Raw genomic sequence first — 12,710 nt, forward strand, 5'->3', positions numbered from 1 at the left:
GGGGCTAAGGCCGATAGCCCTGGGCCAGCAACCAGCCCCGCACGCCCCGCCCCTGCTCGGGGCTCAGGTCCGCCAGGGCCTGGGCCGCCGGCTGGTGCTGCAAGCGCCGCAACAGCGGCGCCAGTTCCACGCCCTGGACATGCCAGATCCCCAGGGGCTGGTCCGGGGTGATCACCACGTCGGCTTCATCCACCAGGCCATCGCGCAACACCGGGACGCGCTCGATGCGCAAGGCTGCAAAGTCCACCGCCGCGTGCGCCGGCTGCGGGTCCGGCCAGCATCGACGGGCCTGCCAGAACGGCTGCTCGGGCCAGCGCTGCTCAGCGGCGTAGAAGTCCCGGCCAATGCGCGCAAAACGCAGGAACAGCTGCTCCACCCGCTGCCCGTGGAAGCGCTGCGCCAGCGCTGCACGCTGTGGCCGCTGCAACAGGGTGTTGATCACCGCCGGGGCCTGCAGGGCCGAGGACAGCGACTGGAAAATGCCGTTGCCGGACAAGGGGTCCACCGCCATCGCCGCATCGCCGACCCGCAACCAGTTGGCGCCACACACCTGGGGACTGAGGATCGCCGTGCTGCTGCGGGCATGCAGGTGCAATTGCTGTTCCTCGCCACCGGCAAAGAACTCCCGGGCCATAACCGACGCCTGGCGACGCTGGCGACAGTAGGCCAGCAACTGTGCCTTGCCCGGCAGCCCGGCGCTGGCCACATCCAGGGTCAGTTGCCAGTAGCACTGGCCATCGGCGCGCCGGGCCATCCAGGCCCAGCCGTCCTCCAGGCTGTACACCGCGCTGGCAGCGCTGCCGCCGGGGCCCTGCCAGCGGTTGAGCAGGCTCAGGGTCTGCGCCCCGCGCAGTGCCTGGCCGCCGCCGTTGCGCAGGGTTTTTCCCAGCGCCGGAGCCTGGCGCCCGCGCGCCTCGACCAAGAACTCGCCGACCAGCTCCGCCTGTCCTTGCACCTGGACCCGGTGCCCGCCGTCGCTGGACTGCACGCCCAGCACCCGGCCCTCGACCAGCTGTACCCCGGCCTCACGCAGGGCCTCGCGCAGACCACGGTCGAAGGCCGGGCGATCCAGCAGGTACTCGATGTTCTGTGCATGTTCCTCGCCGTTCCACGCCACGCGCCGCTGGGACGCTTGCAGGGCCTGGGCCAGCGCCTGTTCCAGGCCGGCCCCGCGCAGCGCCTCCAGCACCCGCAGCGAAACCCCTTCCAGGGCCGCAAAGCGCCGCCAGTCGCTGACCAGGGTCACCGGGTAGCCGAGGCGTCGCAGCCCCAGCGCCACCGCGGCCCCCGCCGGGCCCGCCCCCAGGATCAGGATGGCGTGCATGGCCACTGCCGCCGTTCCGGGCCCTGGTACTGGGCGTTGTCTTGCAGCCACTGCTGGACCTGGGTGTTGCTAGCGCCCGGGTGGGCGCCCAGGTAGGCGGCGATATGCCCGCTCAGGGCCGCGCAACCCAGGCTGGCGCCGGATTGCCCCGGGCTGCTGGCGTGCACGCAGGCGGCAAAGTCCGCCTGCGCGGTGTCCAGCCATGACCACTGCTGCGCGCTGCATCGCGCATCGCCCGTGACGCGCCACACCCCGGGGTAGCTGGCCGGAAACACCGGCTCGCCCTGGGCCGGGCTGGACGCGCACAACAGCACTCCACCGGCTTCGGCCGCCGCACAGGCCTGGCGCAGCAGGTCACGATCCTGGCGCAGGCCCAGGCTCAGGTTGATCAGCCGCACCTGCTGTTCCAGCAGCCAGTACAAGGCGGCGCTGACTTGCGCGGCGCTGGTGACCCCGCGCCGGTCGAATACCTGGGCCACATAGAGCTGGGCCGCCGGCGCGCGCTGGCTGATGGCCTGGATGATCGCGCTGCCGTGGCCGAGGGCGTCCTCCTGCAACGGGCCCTCGCCCACCCCTTCGGCTTGCAGGAAGAACCGGCGCCCGGCCGCTATCCGCTGCTGGGTGGCGTGGCCGCTGTCGATCACGCCAATGCGCAGTTCAGGCTTCATGGGCCACCTCCAGCACGTGCAGCACGCCTTCGCGCAACTCGAACCGCAGCTCGGCGTCGGCCAGGGTCGAAGGCCGGTGGCTGATGAGAATGCGCGTGCGCCCGGCGAATAGCCGGTCGATGGCGTCGATCACCTCGCGCTCGGTGGCTTCGTCCACCGCCGAGGTGGCTTCGTCCAGCACCAGGATCATCGGATCCTGAAGCAGGGCCCGGGCGATGGCGATGCGTTGTTTCTGCCCGCCGGACAACTGCTGGCCGCGCTCGCCAAGGGGGCTGTCCAGGCCTTCGGGCAGGGACTCGATCAGGCTCTGCAGTTGCGCCAGCCGCGCCACTTCGGCCACGGCCTCGCGGCTGGCGTCGGGCACGCTGTAGGCCAGGTTGTCCGCCAGGCTGCCGCGAAACAGCACGATGTCCTGACTGACCACCGCCACCCGCCGACGCAGTTGCGTCAGGTCCAGCTGGCGCAGGTCGATGCCGCCCAGCAGCACCTGCCCGGATTGCGGGTCGTGGTGGCGCTGCAGCAGGTCGATCAGGGTGCTCTTGCCCGCCCCCGAGCTGCCGCTGAGCGCCACTTTGCGGCCGTAGGGAATCCGCGCTTCGATGCCCTGCAAGGTCATCCCGCGCCCCGGATGGCAAAAGTGCACGGCATGGAAATGCAGCTCGCCCTGCTCCGGCACCGGCAGCGGCGCCTCGGGGTCGGTGATGCTCGGTTCCTCACCGCGCAGCTCCATGACCCGGCCCAGGCTCACGGTCATGCGCTGGATCGCCACGTACAGCCCGAGCAGGCTCTGCACCGGGCCCACCGCCATGCCCAGGTAAGTGGAAAAGGCAATCAGCGCCCCCAGTTGCCAGGTGCCCTGCACCACCCAGTAGCCGCCGATCAGGAAGGCGCAGGCGCGGGACAATGAGGTCAGGGTGCCGGGCACCGCCTGGGTGAAGAACTCGGTGACTTGCAGCTTCAGCAACTGGTTCAGGTAGCCCTTGCCGAGGCCGTCCAGGCGCTGTGCTTCGCGCTGCTGCTGGCCGGCGCTCTGGATGAATTTCATCACCGGCAGGGTTTCCACCAGGAACGAGGACATGTCCGCCGAACGCTCGCGCAACTGGCGCACATCGCGCTCGACCTTGCGCCGCATCCAGCGCAGCCAGAGCACGTCCAGGGGGATCAGCAGCAGGGCCAGGAGCGAGAGTTGCCAGGACAGGGTCAGCAGCATGGCCAGCGCCACCACTAGGCCGATCACGCTGGACACCGCGGAGAACAGCGAGTCCACGGCAAAGCGCTGGATCTCCGCGACATCGCCGTCCAGGCGCGACATCAGGTCGCCAATCCGCCTTTGCCCGTAGAAACCCGGCGACAGGCGCTGCAAGTGCCGGTAGAGGTCGTCGCGCAGGGCGAACAGAATGCGCCCGGACAAGCGCGTGTGCAGGTAGCGGTTGACCCCGGAAAGCACGGTGCCCAGCAACCCGGCGCCGATCATCAGGCCGGCGATCAGCACCAGCCGGGGAAAGTCCCGGGCCAGCAGGCCGTCGTCGATCAGCAGCTTGGTCAGCCAGGGTTGCACCAGCACCAGCAGGGAGGCGCACACCGACAGCCCCAGCAGCCCGCCGATGGCCAGCCGGTGCGGCCGGACGAAACCGTAGAGCCAGCCCAGGGCCGCGCTCAACGCCTGGGGATCGCGGCTGTCCACCAGCCGAGTGATCAGGCGCCGCATCAGGCGCGCAACTGTTTGAGCTTGCGGTACAGGGTCGCGCGGCTGATGCCCAGGGCGTCCGCCGCCGCCGAGACATTGCCCTGGTGGTTGTCCAGGGCACTGCGGATCAGCTCCAGCTCGTTCTCGCGGATGCTCCCGGTCTGCGGCCGTTCATGGGCATTGAGGTCGTCGAGCATGCTGTCGGGCAAGTGCTCCAGGCCGATCTGCCGTTCGCCCTCTTCGCGCAGGGCCAGGGCGGTGCGCAGGACCATCTCCAGCTGGCGGATATTGCCCGGCCAATGGTAGTCCGCCAGCAACCGGCGCAGCTCGCCGCTAAGGCTCACTTCAGCACCGCCGAGCCTGGCCAGCAGGCTGTCCACCAGCGGCTGCAGGTCTTCGCGTTGACGCAGGGCCGGCAGCAGCACGCTGATGCCGTTGACCCGGTAGAACAGGTCTTCGCGAAAGGCCTTGTCCTGCACTTGCTGCTTGAGGTCGCGGTGGGTGGCGCAGATCAGCGCGATGTCGATGTCCTGCTCTTCGCCAGCCCCCAGGGGCGCCACCTTGCGGTCTTGCAAGACTCGCAGCAGCCGGGCTTGCAGGGCCAGGGGCATGTCGCCGATCTCATCGAGGAACAGGGTGCCGCCATGGGCCTGTTGCAGGCGCCCGATCATGCCGCCGCGACGCGAACCGGTGAACGCGCCCTCGCGGTAGCCGAACAGTTCCGACTCGATCAGGCCTTCGGGGATGGCCGCGCAGTTGACCGCGACAAAGGGTTTTTCGGCGCGGCTGCCGGCGCGGTGCAGGGCCCGGGCCAGCACCTCCTTGCCGGTGCCGGTCTCGCCCAGCAGCAACACCGGCAAGCCATTGGCCAGGCCCTGGCGGGCCATGCGCAAGGTGCGGGCGTAGCGGCTGTTGCCGCCGGCCAGGGCTTCCAGGTCCTGGGGCAGCGGCGCGGTTTTCAAGGGGCCGCGCGGCGCGCGGTGCAGGTTCAGCGACGGTTGCGGCGCCCGCAGGGCCTTGTAGAACAGCTCACCCTTGGCGGTCTGCAAGCTACCCACCGCCCCTTGTTGCAGGCGCGCCAGCAACTGCAAGCCATCGACCCCGAGGAAGGCTTCGCAGCGCCGTCCCACCAGGGCCGCGCGCGGGGTGTCGAGCAACTGGCAGGCCTGGCCGCTGACCGCGAGGATCTGCCCGCCCAGGCTCAGGGCCAGCAGCCCCTGCCATGGCGATTCGAGGTAGTGCCGGCGGCTGTGGAAGGCCAGGACGATCTGCTCCGGGTAGGAGGCATGGAACACCCGCGCCTCGATCTGGCTGACCGCCATGGACAACAGCGCGGTGCTGTCCTGGGGCCGGCCCAGGGGGCCTTCGCGGGTCAGGTCGAGCACCCCGATCATCTCGCCCTGGGGGCACTGGATCGGCACCGAGGTGCAGGAAAAATGGCTGAGGCGGTCCAGGTAATGCTCACCGCAATCGATCAGGGTCGGCCGGGCTTCCACCAGGGCCGTGCCCAGGGCGTTGGTGCCACGGGTGGCTTCGCTCCAGCAGGCGCCGAGGGTGATGTCCTGCGCGCCGCTGTCCTTGAGCCGATCGGCGCGGCCTTCGATGGCCAGGATGGTGGCGTCGGCATTGGCCAGGATGATCAGGCCGTCCTTGCCGTGGTGCTGGTTCAGGTAGTCGATGGCCGGGAGTGCCGCGTCCAGCAACAGGCGGTTGCTGGCCAGCAGCACTTCGAGGCTGGCGCTGGATTCCAGGGTCAATTGATGCTGGCTGCCAAAGTGCACGCCATGGCTCAGGCTGCGCCGCCATGAAGCATCGATTTCCGCACGCAGGACCCCGTCGGGGATTTCGCCTTCCAGGTGCAGCCGCTCCCGGGCCAGCCGGGCTTCGTGTTGCTGCTCACCCTTTATTGTTTTTATAAGAGTCATCAAGCGCTCCGAATCGGTCCGCCCGCCGTACCCGCTCCACTCCCTTGGATTGCGCGAGGCACGCAAGCCGTGGTCAATGTCTACACCGGGTTCAGGGGGCAGTAAAGGGAAGTTTGGCCCGTGGCCAGCCTGCCTTTGCAGAAGCAAAACCTGCGCCACGAGAGAAACCGCGCCCGCGCATCTTGACGTTAACGTAAAGCAAATGGCAAGTACCGCATGCCCCCTCCCAGAGCAACCCGCAGGAGCTGGCTTGCCAGCGAAAAGGGCCTTGAGCGGAACGTCACCCGGCCGGCCTTAAAGGGCCCAGGCTGAGCTGTCGGCGAAAAACGCCCGCGCATTGTCTTCCAGGCTGTCCAGGTGGTAGCCGCCTTCCTGGACGATCAGGCACGGCAGGCCGAGGCTGCGGATGCGCTGGCCGAGGATGGCAAAACCGTCGCGGGTCACCGCAACCTTGCTTTGCGGGTCGAGCTGGTAGATGTCGAAGCCCAGTGACAGCACCAGGACCTGGGCGCCGAAATCCTGCACCGCCGCCAGGGCCTGCTCCAGGCGGGCAAGAAAATCCGCTTCGCTGGCGCCATGCGCCATCGGCAGGTTGAGGTTGTAACCCTCACCCGCTCCGCTGCCACGTTCCTCGGTAAAACCGGCAACCGCCGGGTAGAAGTTGGTCGGGTCGCCATGCACCGAGACATACAGCACGTCGGACCGTTCGTAGAAGATTTCCTGGATGCCCTGACCGTGGTGCATGTCGGTATCCAGCACCGCAACCCGGGCATAGCGCTCGCGCAACACTTGGGCGGCGATCGCAGCATTGTTCAGGTAGCAGAAGCCACCCGCGGCTTCGGCCCGGGCGTGGTGGCCCGGCGGGCGGCACAAGGCATAGGCCGCCGGTTCGCCGTCCAGCAGGGCACGGGCCCCGGCAATGGCGCTCTGCGCCGACCAGTAGGCCGAACGCCAGGTCTGCTCGCCTACCGGGCAGCTGCCGTCCGCCAGGTAGCGGGCGGCCTGGGCGAGAATGCCGCGCAGCGCGTTGGGCTCACGCACGAAGATGTTGGACATGACTTCATCACCCCAGTCCTCGGGGATGTCCTTCCAGCACCGGTAGGCTTCTTCAAGGAACTTCAGGTACGGCGCGCCGTGCACCGCCTGCAAGGGTTGCAGGCCGGCGTCCGCCGGTTGGCACACCGCAAAACCCAGGGAATGGGCCGCCTGCACCAGGCGCCGGGCACGCTCGGGGACTTCCTGGGGCGTGCGCATCTGGCCCCGGGAGTAGTAGCTGCGGGGATGGTGCAGCAATTGTTCTGGGTGGAAAAAACTGCGCATGACTTCTCCTCAGGCTACCCGGCCGGCGCGGGCCAGCACGGCGTTAAGCAATACATCGGCGCCCTGGCGCACGTCCTCGGGCAACACGTCTTCAGCTTCGTTGTGGCTCAGGCCGGCGACACAGGGAATGAACACCATGGCCGTCGGGCAGTAGCGCGCCAGCAGGATGGCGTCATGGCCGGCGCCGCTGACGATGGACTGCTGAGGGTAGCCCAGGCCATCCACCGCCTGCTGCACCGCCGCCACGCACTCGCGGTCGAACGGCGTGGCGGGGCTGACCCAATGCTGGCTGATGCTGACCCTGAGCCCGCGCTGCCGGGCGATGGCCTGCAGGCGTTCCTCGACCTGGCGCTGCATGGCGGCGATCTGCTGATCCTGGTGATGGCGCAGGTCGACGGTGAAGTTCAACAGGCCGGGAATGGTGTTGCGCGAGGACTTGGCGATGCTCAACTCGCCGACGGTGGTCAGGCCCTGGGGGGCGAAATCCGCCGCCAGTTGCTCCACCGCGAGGATCATCTGCGCCGCGCCGTAAAGCGCATCCCTGCGCAGTGCCATCGGCGTGGTGCCGGCGTGGGCCGCCAGGCCTTCAACCTGCACGTCGAGCCAGCGGATCGCCTGGCCGCCACTGACCACGCCGATGCTCTTGGCGTTGTCTTCAAGGATCGGCCCTTGTTCGATATGCGCCTCGAAGTAGGCATCCACCGCTCCCCCCAGGGGCCGGCTGCCGGCGTAACCGCTGCGCTGCAGGGCCTGAGCCACGCTGATGCCCTCGGCGTCGCGCACCGCCAGGGCGGCGTCCAGGTTCATGACGCCGGTGAACACCGCCGAGCCGAACATCGCCGGGGTGAAGCGCGCGCCCTCCTCGTTGGTCCAGACAGCCACTTCCAGGGGCTTGTGGGTCTGAATGCCCAGGTCATTGAGGCTGCGCACCACTTCCAGGCCGGCCAGCACCCCGTACACGCCATCGAAACGCCCGCCTTCGGGCTGGGTGTCGAGGTGGCTGCCCATCATCACCGGAGCCGCGTCGGGGTCGCGGCCTGGGCGCCGGGCAAACAGGTTGCCGATGGGGTCGACGCTCAGGCTCATGCCGGCCTCGGTGCACCAGTGGGCAAACAGCTCGCGACCGGCCCGGTCTTCATCGCTCAAGGCCAGGCGGCAGCTGCCACCACGGGCCGTGGCGCCGATTTCGGCCATGGCCATCAGGCTCGCCCAGAGGCGCTCGCCATTGCTTTTCAACATCATCAGGTTCTCCAGAGAATCAGGCGTTGGATGCCATTTCCAGGCGCTGGGCGGTTGCATGCCGGCGCGCCAGGGCCAGCACGCACAGCAGCGATACCGCGGCGATCAGGCTGTAGAACAGCGCCATTGGCCACCACTGGCCGCTGAAACGGTGGGCCAGCCAGGTGCCGATCAGCGGCGTCAGGCCGCCGGCCAGTGCGCCGCACACCTGATAGGCCAGGGAGATCGCGGTGTAGCGCACCCGGGTCTCGAACATGCCGCTGACGTAACCGGCGATCACCGCGTAGGAGGACGCCATGCACACCACCGCCAGGGCGATGCCGAGGATCATCAGCGGCGCCTGCCCGGAACTCACCAGCACAAACATCGGGTAGGGCGAGGCCATGGCCAGCAGCGACACCAGGCAGAGAAAGCGCGTGGCGCCGATTTTCTCCGCGGTCCAGGCGGCCAGGGGCTGAATGCAGAACTGGATGAGCGCCACCACGAACAGGCATTCGAGGATCAGCGAACGGGGGATTTCCAGCTGCTGAGTGGTGTAGGCAATCATGAAGGTATTGGTGAAATACACCCCAGCAATCCCCAGGGTGTTGGCGCCGATGCACAGCAGCAACGGGCGCCAGGCGCTGTGCAGCACTTCCATCACCGGCGCCTGTTCCTTGCGCACCGATTGGGCTGCCTGCTCACGGCTGGCGAGGAACTCCGGCGACTCGTTGACCCCCAGGCGAATCGCCAGGCCCACCAGCAGCAACAGTGCACTGGCCAGGAACGGCAGGCGCCAGCCCCAACTCATCAGGGCGTCTTCCGGCAAGCGAGTCACGGCGCTGAAGGCCAGCAACGAGAGAATCAACCCCGCCGGGCTGCCGAGCTGGGCGAAGGACGCGAAGAAGTTGCGCCGCCCCTTGGGCGCGTGCTCGCCGGCCATCAGCACCGCCCCGCCCCACTCGCCCCCCACGGCAATGCCCTGGACGATGCGCAGCACAATCAGCAACACCGGCGCCAAGGCGCCGATCTGGGCATAAGTCGGCAGCAGGCCGATGCAGACCGTGACCACGCCCATCATCAGCAGGGTAATCACCAGTGATTTCTTGCGGCCGATGCGATCGCCGATATGGCCGAAAATGATCCCCCCCAGCGGCCGGGCGAAGAAGCCCACGGCGAAGGTGCCGAAGGCGGCCATGGTGCTGAACAGCTTGTCATCGGAGGGGAAGAACAAGGCACCGAACACCAGCGCTGCGGCGGTGGCGTAGATGTAGAAGTCGTACCACTCGATCATGGTGCCGATAAAGGCGGCGGCCGCAGCACGGCGTGGCTGGGGCGAAGCGGAAGGCTTCATGGTGGGCTCCCTTGGTTTTTGTTTTGGCAGGAGAAAGGGTCAAGCGCAGGGCTTCTGCTGGCGCCTGTCTGGGGTGGATTTATCCGTTCCGGGCGATGATTAGTCAATTTTCTATTGGTTATCTCGATTATTATCCTGGCTTATTATTCAGCTACAGCCCCACCCAGAGCCCTTGCCATGTCCGACCCTGATGCCCGCCGCCTGCTCAACGACCGCCTCGACTGGAACCTGCTGCGCACCTTTCGGGTGATCGGCCAGGAACTGAGCATCAGCCGCGCGGCAGCGCGCCTGCACCTGACCCAGCCAGCGGTGAGCCAGGCCCTCAAGCGCCTGGAGGAACAGCTGGGCCGGCAGTTGATCGCCCGCCGCGGGCCGCGCTTTGCCCTGACCGAAGTGGGCGAGCAGATCTTCGCCCTGGCCGGGGAGATCTACGGCCAGATGTCACAGGTCAGCAGCGTGCTGGAGCAACCCGCCGACGAGGTGATCGGCAAGGTGCGGCTGCTGATCATCAGCCGGATCTTCAACGAGCGCTTCGACGACTTTCTGGCCGACTTTCATCGCCAGCATCCGCGGGTCGACCTGGAAGTGGAGGTGATGCGCAGTTCGGATATCGTCAGCGCCCTGCAGGAAAAGACCGCGACCCTGGGCCTGAGCCTCAACCGCCGGCCACAACCGCGCCTGGAACAGCGGCTGTTCCTGCGTCAGCGCTATGCGTTCTTCTGCGGCAAGCACCATGCGCTGTTCGGCCGCCGGGACGTGGCCGAGGGCGACCTGCAACGGGAGAACTTCGTCAGCTTCACCAGCGACCAGATCGGCGGCATGCTCTCGCCGTTGACCATCTTTCGTGACCAGCAGGGCTTCAGCGGGCGGATTGTCGCCTCCTCCCCAAGCCTGGAAGAAGTGCGCCGCCTGGTGATCGCCGGCTTTGGCATCGGCTGTCTGCCGGAGCACGTGGTGGCGGCCGACACCGAGGCAGGGCTGCTGTGGCGCCTGCCGCCCCACGACGGCATCGCCGATGTCGACATCCACCTGCTGTGGAACCGTGAGCAGCGCATGAGCCGGGCCGAGGTGCTGTTCCTGGAGTTGTTGCAGGGCTGCCTGGCGGCTCAATGACCGAAGCGGTGATCGAGTGGATTCACCCGGCGTCGGGCAGCCCGAGAGTGCCATGACTCAGACGTGGGGATCACCCGGGGCTTTGGCCGGGGCTGCGTACTGCGGCTTGAGGTGGCCGTTCTGGTCCAGCAGCCAGGCGTCCATGATCTGCCGCACCACGGGGCCGGCGACCCGGCCGCCGGCTTCGCCATTCTCGATCATCACCGAGATCACGATCTGCGGATGTTCGGCGGGGGCGAAGCCGACGAACAGGGCGTTGTCACGGTTGCGCTCGCGGGTCTTGAGGCGGTCGTAGCGCTCGCCCTGCTTGATCGCCACCACCTGGGCGGTGCCACTCTTGCCGGCAATGCGGTATTGCGCGCCGGCGGCTGCGGCGCGGGCAATGCCGCGGGGATCGTGCATGACCATTTGCATGCCGTGGTTGACCTGATCCCAGTCGCGGGGGTTCTTCAGCAGGATGTTGGGCATCGGGTGCTCGTCCACCGGGGCCACGCCGTCGATGGTCTTGGCCAGGTGCGGGCGGTTCCACACGCCCTTGTTGGCAATCAGCGCGGTGGCCTGGGCCAGTTGCAGCGGGGTGACCTGCATGTAGCCCTGGCCGATGCCGAGGATCACCGTTTCCCCAGGGAACCATGGCTGGCGGCGAGTGGCGCGCTTCCAGGCCTGGGACGGCATCAGCCCGGGAGACTCCTCGAACATGTCCAGGGAGACTTTCTCACCCAGGCCGAACATCGCCATGTAGTCGTGCAGGCGGTCGATGCCGAGCTTGTGCGCCAGGTCGTAGAAGTAAGTGTCGTTGGAGCGCATGATCGCGGCGTCCATGTCCACCCAACCGTCGCCGCTGTGGTTCCAGTTGCGGTACTTGTGGTCGAAGTCCGGCAGTTGGTAATAGCCCGGATCGAAGACTCGGGTCGAAGCGGTGACCACGCCGGTATCGAGGCCGGCAATCGCCACTTCCGGCTTGATGGTGGAACCAGGGGCATAGAGGCCGCGCAGCACTCGGTTGAACAGCGGGCGGTCGATGGAGTCGTGCAGCGCCGCATATTCCTTGAAGCTGATACCGGTGACGAACAGGTTGGGGTCGAAGCTTGGCTTGCTGACCATGGCCAGGACTTCACCGGTGGCCGGGTCCAGAGCGACCACGGAACCGCGGCGATCACCCAGGGCTTCTTCGGCAGCTTCCTGGAGCTTGATATCCAGGCTCAGGACGATGCTTTTGCCGGGGATCGGATCGGTGTGCTTGAGCACCCGCATCACGCGGCCCTGTGCGTTGGTTTCGACTTCCTCATAGCCGACATGGCCGTGCAGCTCGGCTTCGTAGAACTTCTCGATACCGGTCTTGCCGATGGACTGGGTGCCACGGTATTCCACCGAATCCAAGGCCTTGGCTTCTTTCTCGTTGATCCGCCCGACGTAGCCGATGGAGTGGGCAAAGTGTGCGCCCAGGGGGTAATGGCGGACGAATTGAGCTTCCACATCCAGGCCGGGCAAGCGGTATTCGTTGACCGCGAGCACGGCGATCTGCTCTTCGGTGAGTTCGTAGAACAGGGTCACGGGAACGAAGGGGTGGCGGGCCTGCTTCATCTCCTTGTCGAACAACGTGCGGTCTTCAGGGGGTAGGTGCAGCAGGTCGACCACGGTGTCCAGTTCACCCTTGAGATCGGTGGCGCGCTCACGGGTGATGGTCAGGTTGAAGCTGGGACGGTTGTCAGCCAGGACCACGCCATTGCGGTCATAGATCAGCCCGCGGGTCGGGGTGATCGGCAGCACGTGTACGCGGTTGTTTTCCGAAACGGTGGAGTGATAGTCAAACTCCACCACCTGCAGGAAATACATGCGTGCTACCAGGGCGCAGGTGATAGACACCACCAATACGGCACAGGCCAGCAGCCGTTTATTGACCAGGCGGCTTTCTTTCTCGTGGTCCTTGATCGGAATCGCTTCGGGCATTGCTACAGCTTCTCGGTGAATAGAGGTCGACGCTGATCCGTGCGGGTGAACTCAAGTCCTTTAAAAAAGAGCTGCACCATACCAAAAACCACCTGCGGACTTTGAGGGGATTTCCTCGGTTGCGGATCAATGGCGCCCGGGCAGGTACTCA

At 66.9% G+C, this 12,710-nt stretch carries 9 protein-coding genes; 1 reads left to right on the forward strand and 8 read right to left on the reverse strand.

The genetic code is table 11. The annotated features are described in order from the left end of the window. Window positions 1-4: 4 nt before the first annotated feature. The 7 genes from qhpG to LXM55_RS21685 all read right to left on the reverse strand — a co-directional run bounded on the left by qhpG (window position 5) and on the right by LXM55_RS21685 (window position 9,496). Window positions 5-1,324, reverse strand: coding sequence for a flavin-dependent monooxygenase QhpG (gene qhpG, locus LXM55_RS21655; RefSeq protein ID WP_233322259.1), 1,320 nt, complete (start codon window positions 1,322-1,324; stop codon window positions 5-7). Further along, the gene (qhpE, locus tag LXM55_RS21660; protein ID WP_233322260.1) at window positions 1,309-1,992 is read right to left on the reverse strand and encodes a subtilisin-like serine protease QhpE; all 684 of its coding nucleotides are present in this window, start codon (window positions 1,990-1,992) and stop codon (window positions 1,309-1,311) included. The genes qhpG and qhpE overlap by 16 nt, the downstream gene beginning before the upstream one ends. Then, window positions 1,982-3,700, reverse strand: coding sequence for an ABC transporter ATP-binding protein (locus LXM55_RS21665; protein WP_233322261.1), 1,719 nt, complete (start codon window positions 3,698-3,700; stop codon window positions 1,982-1,984). The genes qhpE and LXM55_RS21665 overlap by 11 nt, the downstream gene beginning before the upstream one ends. Next, entirely contained in the window at window positions 3,700-5,604 is a 1,905-nt protein-coding gene (locus tag LXM55_RS21670) for a sigma-54-dependent Fis family transcriptional regulator (RefSeq protein WP_233322262.1), read from the reverse strand. Before LXM55_RS21670 ends, LXM55_RS21665 begins: the two co-directional genes overlap by 1 nt. A gap of 294 nt (window positions 5,605-5,898) precedes the next feature. Next, the gene (locus LXM55_RS21675; RefSeq protein WP_233322263.1) at window positions 5,899-6,924 is read right to left on the reverse strand and encodes a histone deacetylase family protein; all 1,026 of its coding nucleotides are present in this window, start codon (window positions 6,922-6,924) and stop codon (window positions 5,899-5,901) included. A 9-nt stretch (window positions 6,925-6,933) separates the two neighbouring features. Then, on the reverse strand, window positions 6,934-8,163 hold the full coding sequence (locus LXM55_RS21680) for a Zn-dependent hydrolase (RefSeq protein WP_233322274.1): 1,230 nt from the start codon (window positions 8,161-8,163) through the stop codon (window positions 6,934-6,936). Window positions 8,164-8,182: 19 nt separating this feature from the next. After that, the gene (locus tag LXM55_RS21685) at window positions 8,183-9,496 is read right to left on the reverse strand and encodes an MFS transporter (RefSeq protein WP_233322264.1); all 1,314 of its coding nucleotides are present in this window, start codon (window positions 9,494-9,496) and stop codon (window positions 8,183-8,185) included. Window positions 9,497-9,673: 177 nt separating this feature from the next. On the opposite strand from LXM55_RS21685, the gene LXM55_RS21690 reads away from it, so the two are divergent. Continuing rightward, the gene (locus LXM55_RS21690) at window positions 9,674-10,609 is read left to right on the forward strand and encodes a LysR family transcriptional regulator (RefSeq protein WP_233322265.1); all 936 of its coding nucleotides are present in this window, start codon (window positions 9,674-9,676) and stop codon (window positions 10,607-10,609) included. A 57-nt stretch (window positions 10,610-10,666) separates the two neighbouring features. Here the strand turns inward: LXM55_RS21690 and mrdA are convergent, their stop codons facing one another. Continuing rightward, entirely contained in the window at window positions 10,667-12,559 is a 1,893-nt protein-coding gene (gene mrdA / locus LXM55_RS21695) for a penicillin-binding protein 2 (protein WP_233322266.1), read from the reverse strand. Window positions 12,560-12,710 lie beyond the last annotated feature (151 nt).

It is taken from the genome of Pseudomonas sp. Au-Pse12 (genome assembly GCF_021341665.1).
Taxonomy (GTDB): Bacteria; Pseudomonadota; Gammaproteobacteria; order Pseudomonadales; family Pseudomonadaceae; genus Aquipseudomonas.